This is a genomic window from Rhodococcus sp. SG20037, assembly GCF_031763325.1.
In the GTDB taxonomy this organism is placed as follows: Bacteria; Actinomycetota; Actinomycetes; order Mycobacteriales; family Mycobacteriaceae; genus Rhodococcus_F; species Rhodococcus_F qingshengii.
Map to the genome: position 1 here is coordinate 5839041 of NZ_CP134497.1, position 18413 is coordinate 5857453.

Here is an 18413-nt window from a genome sequence, read left to right on the forward strand (position 1 = left end):
GGAGCGGCCATGACGCGTCTACTGAGCGAACCTGTGTGGGAATCGAAGATCTTCGACGGCGAATGGGTTCTCGGTAGCGCCGACGATCGTATTGTCGTCGAGCCGGCCACCGGCAAGCAGTTGACGACGGTCGGCATGGCAACACCAGACGACGTGGCAGCCGCTGCAACAAAAGCTACTGCCGCTCAGAAGGATTGGGCAGCAAGGCCGTACACCGAACGAGCCGCCGTTCTACGCCGCGCCGGTCAACTGTTCGAGCGGTACGCCGACGAAATCGGCGAATGGGTAATCCGCGAGGCCGGCAGCATTCCCGCCAAAGCCGGACTGGAAACCCACACCGCTGCCGAAGAGTGCTACAACGCAGCAGCTTTGGCCGCACACCCCGTCGGCGAGGTGCTGCGCTCGGAGCAACCGCGGCTGAGCTTCTCTCGTCGCGTCCCCGTCGGCACCGTCGGCGTCATCGCACCGTTCAACTTCCCGATCATTCTGTCGATCCGTGCAGTCGCTCCCGCACTGGCACTGGGCAATTCGGTGATCCTCAAGCCTGATCCGCGCACGGCGATCTGTGGCGGTGTGGTTCTTGCCCGCATCTTCGAAGAAGCCGGTCTGCCTGCCGGAGTGTTCGGCATGCTGCCGGGTGGCGCTGACGCCGGTGAGGCAATCGTGGTTCATCCGAGCGTTCGCGTCATCGCATTCACCGGGTCGACCCGGGCAGGACGCGCTGTCGGTGAACTGGCGGGCCGCCATCTCAAACGAGCACACCTCGAACTCGGGGGAAACAACGCACTGATCGTCATGGACGACGTCGACCTCGAAAAGGCCGCATCTGTAGGCGCTTTCGGATCCTTCATGCACCAGGGGCAGATCTGCATGACCACCGGCCGCCAGCTCGTCCACGAAAGTATCGCCGCCGACTACACCGCACTCCTTGCCGAACACGCCGACAAGCTTCCGGTAGGCGACCCGTTCACCGGTCAGGTCGCACTCGGACCCATCATCGACGCCGGACAACGCGACCACATCCACTCCCTGGTCACCGGAAGCATCGCGGCCGGAGCAAAACTGGCGGCCGGCGGCACCTACGAGGATCTCTTCTACCGGCCCACCGTGCTGGCCGACACCCCACTCACCGCGCCGGCATTCGCCGACGAAGTCTTCGGGCCAGTCGCACCGGTCACCTCCTTCGCCACCGTCGAACAGGCCGTCGCCATAGCCAACGATTCCGAGTACGGACTGTCACTGGGCATTCTGACCTCCGACGCCATGCGAGGGCTCGAGCTCGCCCAACAAATCCCCACCGGCCTCGTACACATCAACGATCAGACCGTCGGCGACGAAGCAGTCATCCCGTTCGGCGGTATGGCGTCTTCGGGTAACGGTGGCCGCGTCGGCGGTATCGGCGCAAACCTCGACGCCTTCACCGAAACGCAGTGGGTGACTGCGCAGAGCGCACTCCCGGTCTACCCCTTCTAGTCCGGAACACGCCGAGTTGGTCCTGAATACACCGAGCTGGCCCCAGGGGCTCACTGACCAGCATTGACGGGATCGATCTCGCGGACTTACCATCCAGAGAAAATTACTTCGGCACATTAAGCAATTTCTCTTGTAATTCCCGAGAAGGACCCACTTGACGAATTCAGTGACGACCGACAGCGCTGCGCAGCCAACGGTCCACGACACCCCGGATGTATCCGTCGTAACATCGCCGCGCCGCGAGGCCGTCATCATCGGGGCGCTCAGCCTGGCCGCGATGATCGTCTCGATGATGCAGACACTGCCCGTCCCGATTTTGGGGCGTATTCAGTCCGATCTGGGCGCATCCGCGGCCGGCATCAGTTGGGTGACGACGGCGACGTTGCTGTCGGCCGCCGTTTTCACTCCCCTGTTGGGCCGCTACGGCGATCAGCACGGCAAGAAGCGCACGCTGGTCGGCGTTCTGGTCGTCATGGTCATCGGTTCGATCGTCGCCGCACTGGCACACAATCTGCCACTTCTCATCCTCGGACGCGTCCTCCAGGGGACCGCCACCGCCATCTTCCCGCTGGCTCTGTCGGTCCTGCGCGAAGAGGTCCGCCCACACAAGCTTCCCGGCGCGATGGCATTGGTCAGCGGAACTCTCGCATTCGGCAGCGGGCTCGCCCTCGTAGCCACCGGACTTCTCACATCGGCTCCGGATGCCGACTACCGCAACGCCTTCTGGATGGCCACCGGGTTCGCGTTGCTTGCCCTCGTCGCCGTCATCACGCTGGTTCCGGCAACCAAGCACAAGAGCGGCGGGCGCGTCGACGTCATCGGCGCGCTGAGCCTGGGCGCTGCACTCCTTCTGCTCCTGTTGTCGATTTCGCAAGGCCACCAATGGGGTTGGTTCTCACCCGTGACCATCGGTGTTTTCCTGGGCTCGATCGTGATGTTCGCAGTCTGGGTCTGGATCGAGAAGATCGTCGACGAACCACTGGTCGACATGCGAATGTTCGTCCACCGGCCCGTGATGATGGCGAATCTGGCGGGGGTCATGCTGGGCTTCGGAATGTTCGCCAACTTCCTGGGCATCTCCTATCTCGTGCAGCTTCCCCACGCCCTCACGGGATACGGATTCGACGCCAGCATTCTGCGTGCGTCGGTGGAATTCCTGCTGCCGGGTGCGATTGCCTCGCTGATCGCAGCACCGATCGGTGGGCGGCTCATCAGAGTGCGTGGGCCACGCTTCGTCCTGGGACTCACCGCCATCTGTGGTGCGGTGCCGTTCGCCTGGCTCGCGTACGACCACACGCACACCGCGTCGGTCATCGGTGCCGGCATCGTGATCGGCGCCGCCGTGAGCCTGGGCTACGCGGCCATGCCCGCGATCATCATGTCGAGCGTTCCGCGACACCAGAGTGGAATAGCCAACGGCATCAACTCGATCTCCCGTTCCACCGGCAGCGCCATGGGCAGTGCAGTGGTGACTACGATTCTCGCCTCGATGACCATCGCGAACCTGCCAGAGGGCGTATCCGCTCTGCCCAGCGAATCCGCCTTCACCGTCACCTTCGTCACTGCCGCCGTAGCTTTCGCTCTGGTCGGCCTGGTGGGTTGGTCAGGCCTCCCCAAGAGTGCGTCGACGTCTGTCAACGGCAGCGCGTGAACAGGCCTGCTCCGAACAGCTCCGCATTCACGAGATGCCCATGCGCGTGAGCATTGTGCGAGGATCGGCGGGAGGTTGCAGGTCTCGAAGCTGAGCGGCTCGGCGGTCGGTGAACTGCCGACACGCGTCGTCGTCGGAGAACACCCAGAAGTCCCCACGCGCTATTGCTTCGGTCATGTGCTCGGCGGCATCGAGCGGGTCGAGTCCGGATTCGACGTTCGCCTGTTGCATTGCATCGAAGACAGCGTTTGCCGTGACGTTCGTAGTCGGCGCGTCACGCTGGGCCGCACGAAAGATCTCACTCCGGATCGAGTGTGGAACAACAGCACTGACCTGAATCGGAGAGTCGACCAACGACAGATCTTGGTGCAAGCTCTCGGTCATCGCCAGCACCGCGAACTTACTGACGATGTACGGTCCTTGCACCGCGGCGCTGTTGATCCCGCCGACAGAAGACAGATTGGCCACACACGCCGGCTTACCCACCTTCAACATCAATGGCACGAAAGCACGAAGGCAATAGAAGACGCCGTCGACGTTGATCTCCATCAACCGTCTCCACCGCGCACCACTGACTTCCCACAGCAACCCGGCCGTCTCCACTCCGGCATTGTTGACCAGCAACTCGACGCTGCCGTGACGATCGAACACATTGTCCGCCATCCTCTTCACGGCATCGGCATCCGCTACGTCCACCCCATGGACGTCAGCTCTCCCACCGGCCGCGCGAATGTCCTCGGCGACGAGCGACGCACGCTCCTCGTCGATGTCGGCAACGACCACCGTCATTCCCAGCCGCGCAAGGTGACGGGCGAACCCTGCACCGATACCGGCCCCCGCACCGGTCACGACGGCCGTGCCGGTACCGAACCGGCGTTCAGCGTGGGACATCTCCACTCCTCGGGTTGTGTCGCCGAAACTATTGCTCGACAAAGACTTCAGATTCCTTCGGGCAGAATGTTGGGATTGCACCACGTCGGTGGCTCTCGTCTGGGCATCAGCCCTTGCCCGTCGAGCGCCTTCACGACCAGATCCTGATACCAGGGAAAATGAAGACTGAAGGCTACAAGGCCGGTCCGCTCGGCCGCGGGAAGAGAACACATGGCCAGTACCGTCTCGGCAAGATACTCGACGGGCTCGGTTTCGTATCCATCCGGAATGAGTGCGTCGGCGCCGGGAGTCGAGATCGCAGTGGAAGGCCCCACCGAGTTGACCGCGATATTGTCGTCCAGCACCTCCGCGGCGAGGCCCTGTGTGAACCTGTGCAGTGCTGCCTTCATCGACGCGTAAATCACGTCACCCGACGTCTTGTTGTAGTCGCGGAAGGGCCTGATCGGATTCAGTCCCGTCGAGGAACCGATGTTCACGATCCAGCCTGCGCCGCGCTCTCGCATGTAGGGGATGGCTGCCTTCGACAGGGCGAACGGCGCGCGAATGTAGTGGTCGAGGGTCCGATCGAACGTCGCCAGCGACATCTTCTCGATCGGCGCGTAGTCGGCAAACCCGGCATTGTTCACGAGGATGTCGATACCTCCGGTCCGCGAGACGACCTTCTCGATCAATCCGTCGCGAGCCTCGGAATCCTCGAGATCGGCCGGAATGGCAAGTGCACGACCGTGTTGCGACTCGATCATCTCGACGGTCTCGGACAACGTACCGCCGATGACGACATTACTGTCGGCACGGACTGCCGCGGTAGGCCGAGTCGACCGTGCGGTGACGACCACGGTTGCCCCCTCTGCCGCCAGTCGCCTGGCGATCGCCCTGCCGATGCCTCGACTGCTCCCGGTCACCAGCGCGGTCTTCCCTACCAGCGAGTGATTCAACTGCTCCTCCAAGGCTCTTCCACTTCACGACATCGAACACATGACGTATGTGTTCGACCTGAGTTCGACTGCATTTCACGCAATCGTTGTCCGCCATGTTGCATCATCCGATTCTGTTGCACAGCAACGATTCCCGCCTGACGGGAGGTGTCGAAATGCCGGGCACATGACCAAATTCGCTATCTCCCGCTGTGTGAGATCGAAAGCATCACAACGGGTTAGGGGAAAGTAATCTTCACCAATGGCAGATGAAACGCTCTACGTGATCGATCGGATAGTCACGAAACCGGGATGCGGTCGACAGTTCGTCGACGCGCTACTCGACCAGTATTTGCCGAGTGCACAGCGTCGCGGCATGACACTCGCCGACGTACTCGTCAGCCCTCCGTTGTGGTGCGATCAAGACCCGAACACCTTGACCGTCACCTGGACGGTCGACGGCACGGCCGGCTGGTGGTCGATGACGCGCCAGGGCCGCAGAGACTCCACCCTCAGGCAGTGGTGGGATGCAATGGCTCCGCTCATAATCGAACGGAGTCGCTCCATGGCCGCCGCAGCAAAGGACATCGAAGGACTGAGCAATGTATAACGTGACAAGAGTCGTGCACGCCGCCAACGGGGCGGGCGCCGACGAGTGGACCGCTGCAGTGAAGAACATTGCCGCAGTTGCCGAATCGTCGAACGCGCTGCGTCGTCTCGTCTGTACGACACTTCCCGGCGTCATCAACGGCGGAGATCTGATCGTCCATCTTCAGTTCGAAGACGAGATGGCTTGGCAGACAGCCCGAGATGCGGTCGACGACAGCCTGCGCTGCGCCGCCGTCGACCACTTCCACGGTGCCGAGTACTCGTCCGGGACCACGGGACGTTCCGGCGCCGAAGCCGCCGGTCAGGTGTACCGAGCGCTGTTCATCCGGGTATCCCCCAGCACACCCCAGGACGTACTCGAGGAATTCGAACGGGATCTGCTCAGGATGCCTACCCATATCTCGTCGATCTGCGCCTGGCGTCTCAGCCGAGTCGACGCAGCGATCGGGCACACACCATGGACTCATGTCTGGGAGCAGGAGTTCACCGACCTCGGCTCACTGCAGACCCAGTACCTCGATCATCCGATTCACTGGGCAGTGGTGGACCGGTGGTTCGACCCCGAATGTCCCGAGGCCGTGGTCCACGACAGAATCTGTCACACGTTCGGCAATCTCACCGAGAGACTCCTGACAGTGAAGTGATCTGCCTACTCGCTACCGAGCGCCTCGCGCGTCATCGCCCAAAGCTTCTGTCGCGCAGGCTCGGTCAGTGACAAAGACGGGATAGTGAGGAAGCCGTGGAACAATCCTTCGAAGCGATGATGGCGCACCGAAACGCCAGCCGTCGCGAGCATCTGCGCATACGCGTCACCTGACGAACACGGCGGATCGAGTTCGGCTGTCACGACGACAGCAGACGGAAGACCGGCGAGCGTCTCCGCACGCGTAGGAATCACACGGGCGTCGTCGCGACCTTCAGGCGCGTACTGCTGCCAGTACCATTCCATCGCTGCGGTGGTGTTGTAGTGACCCGTGCCGTAGAGCCGATACGACTCGGTTTCGAAGTCGTCGTCGATCACGGGGTAGATGAGAACCTGAAGGGCGATTTCCGGACCACCCCGATCCCGAGCGGCAATAGCCACGGTCGCCGCGAGGTTCCCTCCCGCACTGTCGCCCACAAGTGCGATTTTACCTGCGTCGGAACCGTATTCGGCAGCATGCTCGCTGGCCCACGCCGCCGCGGCGTAGACGTCGTCGTGGGCTGCCGGTGCCGGATGCTCCGGCGCCAACCGATAGTCGACGGCAACCACTACTGCGCCGACTCCCTGCGCCATCGATCGACAGAATTCGTCGTGACTGTCCAGATCGCAGAACACGAAACCGCCCCCGTGAGCGAAGACCACGAGAGGAACGTCGTTCGAGGTTCCATGCGGACGAAAGACGCGAATTGCCAGATCTCCACCGGGACCGTCGATTACGTGATTCTCGACTGAAAGCATGTCGGGAAGACCCGTCAGCGGCGCACGTCGGTTCCGAATCAGAGTTCGTAGCTCCGACGGCGGGACACTGGTGACATCCGGGAATCCAGCGTTGAGGGTTGCGAGCATCGTGGTGACTTCCGCTTGAATCGTCATATCGTCTCCTGGTCTCTCAGCCCGGCGGGTGGCGCTACGTCTGCGCCGGCATCCGCGTTTGTCCACTTGGCGTGTGATCACGTCAACGTAGATCGCCCACCACCAAGCAAGGAACCCGCTCTCCCGATCAGTGGTCCGTTTCCGCCGACGAGCACCGGAGGCGTCCGATCCACAGGGTGGCCTTCTTCACAAAGCAGAAAAAACATGTCATCATTCCTAATCGAAATAGCCTTGTCCAGGGCAGTTGTCCAACTTGACTACGGGATAGCAGAGGGAACACATGTCGCTCCAGCTCGAGGTCGATCCCGCAACGCCGAACGCCTTCCTCGACCGAGTCTCTCTGCTACTGGATGCTTTCGGCGGTCGAGATCGTCTCACCCTCGCCGAGATTGTCCGACGAACCGGGCTTCCAAGGTCTTCAGCCCACCGCATACTCGACCATCTGGTCCAACTTCGGTGGCTGCACCGCAGCGGCCGCGATTACACGCTCGGGTTGCGGCTCGTGGAACTCGGCTCGTTGGCCGTGTACCAGGACAGACTTCACTCAGCTGCGCATCCGCACCTGTACGAATTGCACCGGCGTACCGGACTGATCGTCGAGATGACGATTCTCGACGGCTCAAATGTGGTGTGCCGCGCCCACATGGCAGGTCGTTTCGCCAGCATGATTCCGAATCGGATCGGTTTCAGCACGCGCGCAGACGGAACTCTCGTCGGCAGGGTCCTCCACACCTTCAACAACGAGCGAGGAGAGGCGGCCGACGAGGTCCGAAAAACCGGCGTGGGATACGGCCGTGACACGCCGATCGACGGATTCGGCACGATCGCCACTCCGATCGGCCCGATCGGCGTCGCGACCTCCGCGCTGTCGATCTGCGGACCGCTCCGACAAATGCCGCTCGACGAGCGGAACTCGCCTCTCACCGGGCTTCTTCGGGAAACAGCCGCTTCCCTGTGGCGAAATGCGGGCGTCCGGACCACCGAAAGCATGCGAGCTCAGTAGGCACGAAGACTAGGCACGAAGACTAAGCACGAAGACTGGGCACGAAAACCTCGACAGCACAATTCTATTGGCGTGGGGCAGAATCTGGAGAGTTGTACCTCCGCACGCTCAGATCAACTTCCAACTACCGGCATTGACGGGCTGCGGCAAGCCGAGAGCGTTGGCGTCGCCTTGCGCGAATCGAGCGGCGGCCTCATCGATGTCATCGAGCAACTGAGCGGCGAGGTCGATCTCCATCTGAAAATGGCGGCCTATCCATCGCAGACTCATCTCGGTAAATGCCCAGGCGGGTTCATTCTCCGAGTTATCGGCGTGTTCGATTGCCTTGAGCTTCTTTGCCTCGAGGTTGTCGATGTGATCGAGCACTATCGACTTGAGCTGATCGGGGTCGTTGAGGTGGCCGACCCACAGTCTCAACATCACTCCATGTTTGAGAACGGGGGTTTCGATCTCCGATCGGCGTGACCATGATCTGAGAGCCTCGATACCGGATTCGGTTATCGTGAACACTCGTCGACGACGCCCACCCGATTCCGAAACCTCCCGCGAACTGACGAATCCCAGCGTTTCCAGCTTTTTGAGCTCGGTATAGACCTGGCTCACCGACGGGCTCCAGTAATAGAACCCGAAGCTCCAGTCGGCCCAGCTTTTCAGATCGCTGCCACTGAGTTCTTCTCCGAATGTGAGCATTCCCAGCACTGCCCAACTTGTCGCGGGCAATGCCGGGTAACGCGCAGTTGCGGGATCAGGCACCGGCCCAGACTAACAAGACGTCGACCATCTGACACCGACTTGCCCACCGAGTGGTCTGTTCACGAATTCGTGCAATCAGAAAAGGTTCAATCGCAGTTCGGAGACACCGCGGATAAAGGCCGTGCCACCCCACGTCACTCCACCGTCGACGAGCTCGGTCTTCGGCGCTTTGTCGATCAACGCATTCAGGATGGTCTTGATCTCCAGCCGGGCCAACCACGCACCGAGGCAAGCGTGCGCACCGTGACCGAACGTGATGTGGTCCCGGACATTTGACCTCGACCAGTCCAATCTGTCCGCGTTCGGACCGAATCGAGTTTCATCGCGGTTTGCCGACGCCAGCCACGTCACAATGTGATTTCCGGCCGGAATCACCGCATCTCCCACCGCGTAATCCTCGGGAGCAATGCGAATCATCAACTGCGCCGTCGGCTCATAGCGCAGGACTTCTTCTACCGCGTGATCGAGCAGTGCCCTGTCGTCGACGAGTCGTTCCCACTGATCACGATGGCCCATAAGTGCATTCATGGTGAGACCGACCTGATTGACTGTGGTGTCCAGTCCGGCGATGACCAAAGTCTGCACGGTAGCGGCAACTTGATCCGGCCCGATTATCTCGCCTTCGTCGCCGGCGGAGATGAAGTCCGACAGGATGTCGTCGCCAAGATTGTTGCGCTTCCAAGCGATAACGTCCTGAAGGTGTGCCGAGAAATCACGCTGAGCGGAAATGTAGTCGCTGGTCTGCTCGGCAGTCAGAAACGGATCGAGTAGGTTGAGTCCCTTACGGGTCCACTCGAACATCGTATCGGTGTCGGCAGGTACGGGGATACCGAAAATTTCGCAGACAAGGCGAATCGGTAGCGGATGAGCAAGTTCCGTCACCAGCTCGATCTCGGAGCCCCGTCCATGATCGGCAAGCAACTCGTCGACGATTTCCTTCGCCCGCGCGTCGTAACGCTTGATTGCCCTGGGCGTGAACGGGCGCGCCAGTAGCTTGCGCAATGCCAGATGGTCCGGCGGATCCAGCTTCGACAACGATGGGCGCAACAAGTAGGCGTCGCTGCCACCGGCCGCCTTGATCCGCATATTGCGCGGTGCCTCGAGTGCATACTGTTCCGACGAACTCAGCGACTTGTCCGCCAGTGCGCGTTTCACGTCGTCGTAGGCGAAAAGCATGTATACGCCATTCGAATGCTGTTGTACCGGAGCAACTTCTCGCGCAATCGCGTACCGCGCGTACGGATCGGACAGGAAGCCTGGCTCCGTTGGATCGACCAATCCCGTTCTGAGCCAATCCGTTGTGTCATGAACCGCACGCTCCGAACCCACCGGCGAAGTCATAGTCAACCTCTCGTCCTCGACAAAATCACTCACACAAGATCTGGCAGATCATTGACGCCCTCGTAAAAATCCACAGCCGAATACCACTGGTGACGAGCGTCAGCGCTGCGCTGAACTGAACTGCGCAGAGCTTCACAGTCGGACTACGAGGCAACCAACAAACCGCCCGCTGTATGGGAAATGAAGTCGCGCTCCGGACGTCGGGTTGCCACATTCTCACTGAGCGGGCGGGAAGGTGCGCTCCTTGCTGCTCGAGGACAGAATTCCCAGACGTCTTCGCCGTGAATCAGTAAGGCGGCGAGATCAATTCCGGGCAATCGTCCCGAGAAGTGATGCGAACCGGTGTCGAAGCAGATTGGAAATTGCGCATGACCGAATATGTGAACCGCGCTGTGCGAGTCGTTCGAGCTCCCCGCGGCTTGCCTGTCGTAGAAGATTTTCGGATCGACGAGGTTCCGATCCGGCCGCCCGCGGACGGCGAAGTTCTGTTCCGCGCCCACTATCTTTCGATCGATCCGGCGATACGAAGACGCCTACCGTCCACCAGCTCTGCCCCCGGGCCGTTGGGAGCTGTTGCCGGTATCGGCGACGTCGTCTTGGCTGGAGTGGTGCCTGCGCACTCCGGTTTGGACGGCATCGCAGTCGGCGAAGTGATTTCTTCGCGGCATCCTGACTTTGCGGCAGGTGATTTGGTTCGAGGCGGCACGCACTGGCAGGTTTATCACACAATCAAAGGCGCTGCCCTGGACCGCATACCGAGGGAGAATCGAGCTTCCCTAGGAGATGAACTCGGAATTCTAGGACAGCCAGGATTTGTCGCACACTGCGGAATGCGGTTGGTCGCCGACGTCCGAGAGCGAGACACAGTCGTGGTTTCGGCGGCCGGCGGAGCAGTCGGCATGGTTGCAGGCCAAATCGCGAAGCTGGCGGGCGCCCGGGTGATCGGAATCGCCGGGGGTGAGAAGACCGAATACGTTGTGGAGGAATTGGGGTTCGACGCCTGCATAGATAGGAAGACGGCGAACATCGGCGAGCAGTTGGACGAATTGTGTCCGAAGGGCGTCGACGTCTATTTCGACAACGTCGGAGGCTCGATCACGCGAGCGGTTTTCGATCGCATGGCCGATTTCGGAAGGGTCGTCGTGTGCGGAATGATCAGCGAATACAACCAGGATGAAAGCGAAGTCGGGCCTCCCCTACGCCCTGTACTACGCAAACGTCTACGCATCGAAGGGTTCGTCTGTTACGACCACTACGACCGGTACCCGGAGTACCGGGCGTGGGCGTCCGCTCGAATCGCCGAAGGTGGACTGCGCTACCGCAACGATGTCACCGAGGGCATCGAAAATGCCCCAGCGGCCTTGATCGGGCAGCTTTCGGGGCACAACCGGGGGAAGCAGTTGGTGATGATTTGACAAAGGGAGACCACACGTCGTTGTGTGGTCTCCCTTTTCGATTCGTTCAGCCGATCAGGCGTCAGCCTCTGGGCCGAGCATCTACCTTGTCGTCATCGTCGTCGCGCTCGCCGGTTGCGAGCTGGACGCCGGATTTCTCGATGCTGCCGTCAGGACCTGACTTCTCGAGGTCGATCGGTGCATCACCGGTCGCAACCTCTTCGGCCTCAGGCTCTTCCGGTAGCGGCTTCTTGAGACTCAGGATGATCGAGCCTGCCAACACCACGATGATCACCGCGAGGCTGACCAGTGAGGGAATCTCGGGGATCGACGTGCTGATCACCTTGTGGCTGGCCTGCATGATCAGCTTCACGCCGATGAAGGCGAGGATGATCGACAGACCCTTGGACAGGTAGTGGAACTTCTCGAGCAGGCCCGAGAGCAGGAAGTACAGGGCACGCAGACCCAAGATCGCAAACGCGTTGCTGGAGTACACGATGAATGGATCGTCACTCACTGCCAGCACTGCCGGGACACTGTCGACTGCGAACACGAGGTCGGCAGCTTCGATGGCGACGACGACGGCGAACAGTGGTGTTGCGACGCGCTTTCCGGCTTCCTTGACGAAGAACTTGGTTCCTGCGTATTCCTCACGGACCGGCATGATCTTGCGCAGCAAGCGAACCGCCAGCGAGGTTCCCGGATCGAAGTTCTCGTCGTCGTCCTTGAGCAGCTTGTAGGCGCTGTAGAGCAGGATGGCGGCGAAGACGAACAGCACGGCCGTGAACTTGCTGACCACGGCAACGCCGGCGGCGAGGAAGATACCGCGGAAGATCAGGGCGCCGATGACACCGAAGAACAACACGCGGTGCTGGTATTCACGGGGCACCTTGAAGTAACCGAAGATCAGGGCGAACACGAAGAGGTTGTCGACGGAGAGGCTCTTCTCCAACAGCCAGGCCGTGGTGAATTCGACGCCCGAGTTCACCCCCAAGGTCAGGGTGACGACCACCGCGAATACGAGAGACAAACCGACCCAGAGTGCACTCCACCAGGCCGCTTCCTTGAAGCCGATGACGTGCGCGCCGCGGTGGGCGAGCAGGTCGATGAGCAACATGACGACGATGACTGCGGCGAACGCGGCCCACGCCCACATGGGAACGTTCATCGCTGACCACCTACCCGAATGGCACTGATGACTGCGGTCACGGGGAGCTCCTTCACTGGGTTCGGACGGCCGTCTCGCCGTCTTCTCCAGTGTTCCTTGCCGACTTCTATCCATCCCGGTCGAAATATCGACGACTTTCACACCTGAAGTTGCCGAAACCATGCAATCTGAGGGTGTTGCGTCCGAAACCGCCGCTGGACGGCATCTTGTTCTAGCCTGGCAAGCATGAGCACCTCGTTGTACTACTCCGCCGTCCGCACCACACCGCTGACCGACGACGAGAAGGCCGAAGTCGACCGACTCATCGCCGTCCACAACGACGAATTTCCGTTCGACTACGAGGTCCTGGACCTCTATCCGTCGGATATCCCCAACACTCTGCTCAACGGTTCGACAAAGATCTCAAGCGACCCGACCGAGGTAATCCCTTCGCTCGTCTACTGGTTCAACGCTCTGACCGAACTCCGGCGAGCGGTGCCCGACGCAGACTGGGACGTTTCACTCGACGACACCCCCGCCGATTGGGATGACAGCTCCGGCTATTCGCTCCCCGGGCTCGACGACATGCAGTAGCGAGTCACGGGTTCGCCAGGAGGGCGGCTCCGTAGCTCTCCAGCGCGATGAGCGCCAACTCTGTTGGCAGCCGACGCTGGTCCACGCTGCGGTCTAACAGCTTTTCGGCCTGATCGAGTCGATACCGCACGGTGTTCTTGTGCAGACCGAGCGCCACGGCGGTAGCGGCTGCAGTGCAATTGTTCTCGTAATAGACCCGAACGGTGCCACGGATACGCGTCGTGACACCGTCCGCGCCGGCGAGGCCTTTCAATTCCCGAGCCACCAACGCACGCAGTTCGTCCAGATCTTCGGTGAGCAGACAGGGAACCTGAACATCTTCGTAGACGGTGACCCCCGGCGAACCCGTCGAACGGACCGCGATGCGCTGCGCGGCGAGAGCCTCGCGGTGACTGCGCGCGAATCCTTCCATTCCGTAACCGCTGGCCCCCACCGCGACACGGAGATCCGAATTCCGAGCACGATCGAGCGCCGCCCACTCATGGTCGTCGAAATGCGCGACCCACGACCACACCTCGCGCGCCCCCGAAGGCAGCGTCAGCACGCGCTCGGCATTCGACTCGTCCACAAAGGAACGCGCATACGAGTCCAATCGGGCCAATACGTCGGCGGCCGGATCGGTGTCGTCCGTCCAGAGAACAAACGCAGTGTGGTGGCGCCGCATCGGGTAGTCGAGAATCTGCGACACCTCATCGGAGTGAAGTGCTTCGCCTGCGACAATCGCGTGCACCGTCTCGGACCGACGCGCAAAAGCGCCGCGCGCCAAGCTCTCACGCTCCTTCGCATACGTTGCCACCAACAATTCGGTGGTCACTTCCAGCCATCTCATCGCCGAACCCCACACTCGGACCAGAAGTGCGCGCTTGAGTTCCGGACCGATCGGGAGTGCTTCTATCGACTCGTCGACGAAGCCCAGCATCGCGAGGCGTCCGGCACCGTAGATCTTGAGCAGGACTCGAAGATCCATACCGCGCCTGGCGACGGTGAGTGCAAGCGCAACCGACTCCGGCGGCGGCGTGACCTCCTGGGAACCGCCCGCGATCGCGGCCACGATGACGCGAAGCTGCGCCGCAGTGCTCGCATCCACATCGCGTCGTAGCTCCCGATCACCCGCCACTTCAGGATTGGCCACCGCAATGGCGTCGTCGATGCGTTGAACGAAACCGTCGATCACCTCCGGCTGGAGATAGATGGGCGCGAGATTTGCAATCCAGCCGTCCAACTCCGATGTGTCCATGGCGCCTCCCTGACTTGTCACCCTGATTGTTATTTAGTCACAAATCTACCGTCTCGCTTCGGCCAAGAAGCCCTAGCAACCCGGTTTCGACTGGTCCACAATCACATCTCACTGCAGATTCATCTCACTGCAACCAACCCCTATCTTTGGAGACGCTGGAGTAAATGAACAAACCTTTCGACGGTCAGGTAGTGGTCATCACCGGCGGCGCCCGGGGCATCGGATACGCCACCGCGAAGCGGCTGATCAGCCTGGGTGCGACGGTCGCGATCGGCGACATCGACGAAGCCACTCTCGCGCGAGCAGCCAAGGATTTGGGCATCCGCACGTTCGGGCGCCTCGACGTCACCGACCCCGCCTCGTTCTTCGACTTCCTCGACACCGTCGAAGGTGAACTCGGCCCGATCGACGTGCTGGTCAACAATGCGGGCATCATGCCGGTCGGACGGATCGTCGACGAGGACGACTCCGTGACCAGACGCATCATCGAGATCGACGTCCTCGGCGTGATCACGGGAACCAAGCTCGCATTGCGACGGATGCTTCCGCGCGGACGTGGACACGTCATCAATATCGCTTCGCTTGCAGGCGAACTCCCGTGCCCCGGTTTGTCGACGTACTGCGGCGCCAAGCATGCGGTGTTGGGCTTCACCGATTCTGTCCGCAAGGAAGTTCGTGGCACCGGAGTTCACATCTCGTCCGTGCTGCCGACGCTCACCAACACCCAACTCACCTCGGGCACTTCGGGCATGAAGGGATTCCGAGAGGTTCAGCCGGAGGAAATCGCCGAAGCCGTCGTCGGCTTGATCACCAAACCGCGCCCACGCGTACGCATTACGCGGGTGTCCGGGCTGCTCGTGCAGGCACAGGGCTTCTTCCCCCGGCGGCCGTACGAGGCATTGAGCCGACTGTTCGGCGTCGAGACGCAGTTTCTCGGCGACGTCGACACCGCGGCACGTGCTGCCTACGAAGAACGCGCCCGCGCAAGCTGATCAGGTCAGCTCGGTGGCCGGCCAGTCGAGCAGCTTCGCACCCAGTACGGCAGCGTGGAGTGCGAAGCTGTCGTTGGGATCGTTGACGTTCTGACCGGTGAGTTCACGGATGCGGTCCAACCGGTACGTCACGGCGCGGACGGACAAATGCAGGTCTCGGGCGGTCTTAGCCGTATTGCCGCCGGCGGAAAAGTACGCGAGCAGTGTGTCGATCATCGGTCCAGCGCCACCACGCGCCTCGAGCAGCGGCGTGAGAAGGGTGTGGATCAGGTCGGTGACCGCCGGTCTGTCGTTGACCAGAACCCGGTAGACCAGCAGGTCACGAGCATCGATGATCGGTGCGGTCAACGACAGGCGCTGCGCCAGGTCCAGTGCGTCCAGCGCCTCCCGGTACGACGCCACCACGCCCGAAGCGGTGGTTCGAGGGCGCCCGACAGCGATCTGCCACGTGCCGTCCAAAGGACGCCGCTGCAACTGCACTCGCCCGTCGTCATCGGTCCCCGGTCCGAGAGCCGAACGAATCCCTGCCAGCACGTGGTCGACGGCATCGCGATCCGGCGCCGCGAAAACGACCACCAGTTTGCCGCTCTTGCTGGCGACCAACGCGTCGGCGTCACCCTTGCTACCCAGAACGGCACGTTCGACGGCGCGCACCAAAGGGTTGTCGTCGGTGAACTCACGGGCGGCGGTCACTACCGCCACGGCATGCGGACCACTGAGGTGGAGACCGAATCCTGAAGCGCGATCCAACAATCCGACGACGTCAGCGCCGCCCGTCAACAAGTCGTCGACGAACTCGCGGCGTGCCGATACCTGCGAGCGGACCAGAGAACGCCTGGCCAACTGAAAACCTTCGGCCAGTTCGGCGACGGCATCGTCGACGGCACGCAGCATCACTTCGCCGGCCGCGACGACGGCGTTCGGATCCGATTGTGCCGCAATAACAGCAGGCAGTTCACGCCACAGACGCCAGGCCGAGGAGAGATACAGATCGAGCAGGGCTCGCAGGGCGACACCCTGCTGCGCTGCTTCTTCCCCGCGAGCGCGGAAGCGGTGCAGCTGGCGACGCTGCAGCGGTTTCCCTTCACAGACAGCGTCGCTGAGCACGTCGAGGAAATCACCCAGCAGTTCGACGGGCAGGCCACCGGCGTCATCGGCCCCCGCCGCGGCAACCCGGCGTATGGCGTCGTCAGGTACCCCGGTTCGGCTCACCCTCGCATTCTCTCACTGCCGGCAGCATTGCCTGGCTTCACGAAAGGCGCATCGAACCCGTGTCGATGTACCGCTGATGGAACGAGAATGCCTCGCCCAGGATGTGCGGCGTCTGCCCCGCACCCGGTTGAGCGTCGGCGCGAGCGATGTAATCGTGGAGCAGTGGCCGGAATTCCGGGTGAGCACACTTGTCGACGATCAGGCGCGCGCGTCGCCGCGGCGACAGACCTCGCAGATCCGCCAACCCCTGCTCGGTCACCAACACCTGAGTGTCGTGCTCGGTGTGGTCGACGTGCGGAACCATCGGCACGATCGCCGAGATCTCACCGCCGCGGGCCGTCGACGGGCTCAGGAACATGGACACGTAGCCGTTGCGGGCGAAGTCCCCCGAGCCGCCGATTCCGTTCATGATCTTCGTCCCCATGACGTGCGTCGAGTTCACGTTGCCGTAGATGTCGGCCTCGAGCATGCCGTTCATGGCGATGATTCCGAGTCTGCGCACCACCTCCGGGTGGTTGCTGATCTCCTGCGGACGGAGCGTGATGTGGTGGCGGTAGAAGTCGATGTTCGCGGTCAGTTCTTCGATGCCCTCTTCGGTGAGCGCCAAAGCCGTCGACGACGCATGCGCGACGGTTCCGTCCTTGATCAGCTTCAGCATCCCGTCCTGGATGACCTCGGAGTAGCAGGTCAGGCCGCGATACGGCCCCCGATCGAGCCCTCCGAGCACCGCGTTGGCGACATTGCCGATGCCCGCCTGCAGCGGAAGCAACGTATCGGCCGGCATCCGTCCGGCGCGCACCTCGAAGTCGAAGAATTCCAGGACGTGGCCGGCGATCGCCTCACTGACGGCGTCGGGTGCAGTGAGAGGGCTCGCGCTGTCACGGCAGTTGGTCTCGACAACGGCCACAACCTTCGTGGGATCCACTCGGAACGTGGTCTGGCCGATCCGGTCCTCGACACGAATGATCTCGAGCGGCTTGCGATGCGGCGGCAGCGCGGTGCCGTAATAGACGTCGTGAATACCTTCCATCGCCTCGGGCACCCACGAGTTGACTTCGAGGATGACCCTGTCGGCGACGTCCAGCCAGGTCTTGTTGTTGCCAATCGACGCGGAGGGAATCAGTTCCCCCGATTCGGTGATACCGGCGACCTCGACCACCGCGACGTCTACGTTGCCGTAGTAGCCCTCCCACACCTGCTGAGCCACGTGGGAGAGATGGATGTCCACGTAGTCCATACGACCGTCGTTGATCCGGCGACGTGCGGTGGCCTCGGACTGATACGGCATGCGCAGCGCGATTCCATCGACCTCCGCGAGCAGCCTTTCGGTCTCGGTGGACACAGAAGCGCCGGTCAGGAGATTGATCGTGAAGTTCGATCCGTTGCCGCGGGTCCGGTGAATGCGCTCGGCCAGGGCCGGAATGACAACCTTTGGTGTACCGGCGCTCGCGAAACCGCTGATCGCGACGGTGTCGCCCGGGTTGATGAACTTCACGGCGTCGGACGCAGACATCACCTTCGACGCAAACGCTGTGGCGCGAATGCGGTTGGAGGTGGCGTTGTGTCCGGTCTCACCGAAGGTTGAACTCACGGCACCAGGATAAACAGGGCACGTCGAAGCGATTT

At 61.8% G+C, this 18413-nt stretch carries 17 protein-coding genes; 8 read left to right on the forward strand and 9 right to left on the reverse strand.

The features are described 5' to 3' along the window. Positions 1-9: 9 nt before the first annotated feature. Positions 10-1473 carry a benzaldehyde dehydrogenase gene (locus RHP72_RS26995; protein ID WP_311094044.1) on the forward strand — a complete coding sequence of 488 codons (1464 nt, stop codon included), beginning with the start codon at positions 10-12 and terminating at the stop codon, positions 1471-1473. Between the two features lie 154 nt (positions 1474-1627). Further along, positions 1628-3124, forward strand: a complete 1497-nt coding sequence (locus RHP72_RS27000) for an MFS transporter (RefSeq protein ID WP_202426560.1) — start codon at positions 1628-1630, stop codon at positions 3122-3124. A gap of 27 nt (positions 3125-3151) precedes the next feature. Here RHP72_RS27000 and RHP72_RS27005 read toward each other — a convergent pair whose 3' ends face one another. After that, positions 3152-4015, reverse strand: a complete 864-nt coding sequence (locus RHP72_RS27005) for an SDR family NAD(P)-dependent oxidoreductase (protein ID WP_311094045.1) — start codon at positions 4013-4015, stop codon at positions 3152-3154. Positions 4016-4062: 47 nt separating this feature from the next. Next, positions 4063-4950 (reverse strand): SDR family NAD(P)-dependent oxidoreductase, encoded by an 888-nt coding sequence (locus RHP72_RS27010; RefSeq protein WP_042921616.1) that lies wholly within the window; start codon positions 4948-4950, stop codon positions 4063-4065. Positions 4951-5191: 241 nt separating this feature from the next. On the opposite strand from RHP72_RS27010, the gene RHP72_RS27015 reads away from it, so the two are divergent. Together RHP72_RS27015 and RHP72_RS27020 are read left to right on the forward strand one after the other, a co-directional pair. Further along, positions 5192-5539: a hypothetical protein gene (locus RHP72_RS27015; protein WP_007730530.1), complete on the forward strand. Its 348-nt coding sequence runs from the start codon at positions 5192-5194 to the stop codon at positions 5537-5539. After that, the gene (locus RHP72_RS27020) at positions 5532-6182 is read left to right on the forward strand and encodes a Dabb family protein (protein ID WP_030536113.1); all 651 of its coding nucleotides are present in this window, start codon (positions 5532-5534) and stop codon (positions 6180-6182) included. The genes RHP72_RS27015 and RHP72_RS27020 overlap by 8 nt, the downstream gene beginning before the upstream one ends. Before the next feature lie 5 nt (positions 6183-6187). On the opposite strand, the gene RHP72_RS27025 is transcribed toward RHP72_RS27020, so the two are convergent. After that, positions 6188-7114: an alpha/beta hydrolase gene (locus tag RHP72_RS27025; RefSeq protein WP_030536114.1), complete on the reverse strand. Its 927-nt coding sequence runs from the start codon at positions 7112-7114 to the stop codon at positions 6188-6190. Between the two features lie 280 nt (positions 7115-7394). On the opposite strand from RHP72_RS27025, the gene RHP72_RS27030 reads away from it, so the two are divergent. Then, complete coding sequence (locus RHP72_RS27030) at positions 7395-8117, forward strand: IclR family transcriptional regulator (protein WP_007730520.1); 723 nt, start codon at positions 7395-7397, stop codon at positions 8115-8117. A gap of 108 nt (positions 8118-8225) precedes the next feature. Here RHP72_RS27030 and RHP72_RS27035 read toward each other — a convergent pair whose 3' ends face one another. Further along, positions 8226-8807 (reverse strand): PadR family transcriptional regulator, encoded by a 582-nt coding sequence (locus RHP72_RS27035; RefSeq protein WP_311094906.1) that lies wholly within the window; start codon positions 8805-8807, stop codon positions 8226-8228. Between the two features lie 138 nt (positions 8808-8945). Continuing rightward, positions 8946-10211: a cytochrome P450 gene (locus RHP72_RS27040; RefSeq protein ID WP_058226857.1), complete on the reverse strand. Its 1266-nt coding sequence runs from the start codon at positions 10209-10211 to the stop codon at positions 8946-8948. Between the two features lie 368 nt (positions 10212-10579). On the opposite strand from RHP72_RS27040, the gene RHP72_RS27045 reads away from it, so the two are divergent. Beyond that, on the forward strand, positions 10580-11626 hold the full coding sequence (locus tag RHP72_RS27045; protein WP_030536117.1) for an NADP-dependent oxidoreductase: 1047 nt from the start codon (positions 10580-10582) through the stop codon (positions 11624-11626). A 61-nt stretch (positions 11627-11687) separates the two neighbouring features. Here RHP72_RS27045 and RHP72_RS27050 read toward each other — a convergent pair whose 3' ends face one another. Next, positions 11688-12773, reverse strand: a complete 1086-nt coding sequence (locus RHP72_RS27050) for a TerC family protein (RefSeq protein WP_064075031.1) — start codon at positions 12771-12773, stop codon at positions 11688-11690. A 225-nt stretch (positions 12774-12998) separates the two neighbouring features. Between RHP72_RS27050 and RHP72_RS27055 the strand changes: the two genes are divergently transcribed. After that, positions 12999-13346 (forward strand): hypothetical protein, encoded by a 348-nt coding sequence (locus RHP72_RS27055; protein WP_003943172.1) that lies wholly within the window; start codon positions 12999-13001, stop codon positions 13344-13346. Positions 13347-13350: 4 nt separating this feature from the next. On the opposite strand, the gene RHP72_RS27060 is transcribed toward RHP72_RS27055, so the two are convergent. Next, positions 13351-14583, reverse strand: coding sequence for a CdaR family transcriptional regulator (locus RHP72_RS27060; RefSeq protein ID WP_054781271.1), 1233 nt, complete (start codon positions 14581-14583; stop codon positions 13351-13353). A 164-nt stretch (positions 14584-14747) separates the two neighbouring features. Between RHP72_RS27060 and RHP72_RS27065 the strand changes: the two genes are divergently transcribed. Further along, a complete protein-coding gene (locus RHP72_RS27065; RefSeq protein ID WP_003942902.1) occupies positions 14748-15575 on the forward strand; it encodes an SDR family oxidoreductase in 828 nt (275 codons plus the stop codon). On the opposite strand, the gene RHP72_RS27070 is transcribed toward RHP72_RS27065, so the two are convergent. Both RHP72_RS27070 and RHP72_RS27075 read right to left on the reverse strand, forming a co-directional pair. Next, a complete protein-coding gene (locus tag RHP72_RS27070) occupies positions 15576-16787 on the reverse strand; it encodes a CdaR family transcriptional regulator (RefSeq protein ID WP_007730515.1) in 1212 nt (403 codons plus the stop codon). It lies immediately after the preceding gene. Between the two features lie 37 nt (positions 16788-16824). Beyond that, positions 16825-18378: an acetyl-CoA hydrolase/transferase family protein gene (locus RHP72_RS27075; protein ID WP_007730514.1), complete on the reverse strand. Its 1554-nt coding sequence runs from the start codon at positions 18376-18378 to the stop codon at positions 16825-16827. Positions 18379-18413: the final 35 nt, after the last annotated feature.

Excerpts from the sequence above, each read along its gene's own strand:
- RHP72_RS27065 (WP_003942902.1), top strand. The coding sequence starts at position 14,748 with ATGAACAAACCTTTCGACGGTCAGGTAGTGGTCATCACCGGCGGCGCC.
- RHP72_RS27020 (WP_030536113.1), top strand. The coding sequence starts at position 5,532 with ATGTATAACGTGACAAGAGTCGTGCACGCCGCCAACGGGGCGGGCGCC.
- RHP72_RS27005 (WP_311094045.1), bottom strand. The coding sequence starts at position 4,015 with ATGTCCCACGCTGAACGCCGGTTCGGTACCGGCACGGCCGTCGTGACC.
- RHP72_RS26995 (WP_311094044.1), top strand. The coding sequence starts at position 10 with ATGACGCGTCTACTGAGCGAACCTGTGTGGGAATCGAAGATCTTCGAC.
- RHP72_RS27050 (WP_064075031.1), bottom strand. The coding sequence starts at position 12,773 with ATGAACGTTCCCATGTGGGCGTGGGCCGCGTTCGCCGCAGTCATCGTC.
- RHP72_RS27035 (WP_311094906.1), bottom strand. The coding sequence starts at position 8,807 with ATGCTCACATTCGGAGAAGAACTCAGTGGCAGCGATCTGAAAAGCTGG.
- RHP72_RS27060 (WP_054781271.1), bottom strand. The coding sequence starts at position 14,583 with ATGGACACATCGGAGTTGGACGGCTGGATTGCAAATCTCGCGCCCATC.
- RHP72_RS27015 (WP_007730530.1), top strand. The coding sequence starts at position 5,192 with ATGGCAGATGAAACGCTCTACGTGATCGATCGGATAGTCACGAAACCG.
- RHP72_RS27045 (WP_030536117.1), top strand. The coding sequence starts at position 10,580 with ATGACCGAATATGTGAACCGCGCTGTGCGAGTCGTTCGAGCTCCCCGC.
- RHP72_RS27040 (WP_058226857.1), bottom strand. The coding sequence starts at position 10,211 with ATGACTTCGCCGGTGGGTTCGGAGCGTGCGGTTCATGACACAACGGAT.
- RHP72_RS27055 (WP_003943172.1), top strand. The coding sequence starts at position 12,999 with ATGAGCACCTCGTTGTACTACTCCGCCGTCCGCACCACACCGCTGACC.
- RHP72_RS27030 (WP_007730520.1), top strand. The coding sequence starts at position 7,395 with ATGTCGCTCCAGCTCGAGGTCGATCCCGCAACGCCGAACGCCTTCCTC.
- RHP72_RS27025 (WP_030536114.1), bottom strand. The coding sequence starts at position 7,114 with ATGACGATTCAAGCGGAAGTCACCACGATGCTCGCAACCCTCAACGCT.